We start from the raw sequence: 616 nt of genomic DNA, 5'->3' as shown, positions 1-616 counted from the left end.
CAAGAAGTCCAAGCAGGGCCGCTTCCAGATCATTGACGTGTGCGGCATGATGGACCCCATCACCAAGTACACCCACCAGTTCGCCTCGGCCGACAACATCCCGGCGCGCATGCGCGAAGCCTTCCGCCTGGCCGAAGAAGAGAAGCCGGGTGCGGTCCACCTGGAGCTGCCGGAAGATATCGCCGCCGAGCAGACCGACGCACTGCCGATCCCGCGCAGCCTGCACCGTCGCCCCCTGGCCGAGCACAAAGCCATCGAAGCGGCCGTGGAAAAGCTGCAGAACGCCCGTAACCCGATCCTGGTGATCGGCGCTGGCGCCAACCGCAAGATGACCGCCAAGGTCCTCAAGCAGCTGATCGACAAGACCGGCATCCCGTTCATCACCACGCAGATGGGTAAAGGCGTGGTCGACGAGCGTCACCCGCGCTTCCTCGGCAACGCCGCGCTGTCGTCCGGCGATTTTGTACATCGTGCGGTTGAGGCGGCCGACCTGATCGTCAACATCGGCCACGACGTGATCGAGAAGCCGCCGTTCTTCATGGTCCGCGGTGGCACCGAAGTCATCCACATCAACTTCCGCTCGGCCGAAGTCGATGCCGTGTACTTCCCGCAGGTG

1 pseudogene is annotated in these 616 nt (G+C 63.8%); it reads left to right on the top strand.

Going from position 1 to position 616, the window contains the following annotated elements:
• A pseudogene (locus tag HP547_RS30055) lies at positions 1 to 616 on the top strand (thiamine pyrophosphate-binding protein); the annotation flags it as partial.

It is taken from the genome of Pseudomonas sp. CM27, assembly GCF_013179515.1.
Classification (GTDB): domain Bacteria; phylum Pseudomonadota; class Gammaproteobacteria; order Pseudomonadales; family Pseudomonadaceae; genus Aquipseudomonas.
Note: the sequence above shows the minus strand (reverse complement) of the source record. Positions and strands in the feature narration are given on the sequence as shown.